Below are 258 nucleotides of genomic sequence, written 5' to 3'. Positions count from 1 at the left end.
ATACGAGCCCAAGCAGTGAGAGCTAGTTCATCCTCAGTGGCGTCAGTGACGGTAAAAGGTTGACCGTTGGCGACGATCTCCGCCAGGCCAGCAACGCGTCCTGGGCGTAATGCTAAAAGCAACTGGTAATACTCGTCGGCCGCCTGCGGATAACCGACATGTGCGATGACAGGGAGCACTTGCAGATCTTGCTCGTTGACGACGGGAGCCAACGGCAGCAGCCTAGTCAGGGAACCACACCGGCCCTTACCTGAGAAC

General features: G+C 57.8%; 1 protein-coding gene. It reads right to left on the bottom strand.

The genetic code is table 11. The features are described from left to right. Nucleotides 1-212: hypothetical protein (locus B8W69_RS29665; RefSeq protein ID WP_220084585.1), on the bottom strand; the 212-nt coding region annotated here is incomplete at its 3' end. Nucleotides 213-258: the final 46 nt, after the last annotated feature.

Source organism: Mycolicibacterium vulneris (assembly GCF_002104765.1).
Classification (GTDB): Bacteria; Actinomycetota; Actinomycetes; order Mycobacteriales; family Mycobacteriaceae; genus Mycobacterium; species Mycobacterium vulneris.
Note: the sequence above shows the minus strand (reverse complement) of the source record. Positions and strands in the feature narration are given on the sequence as shown.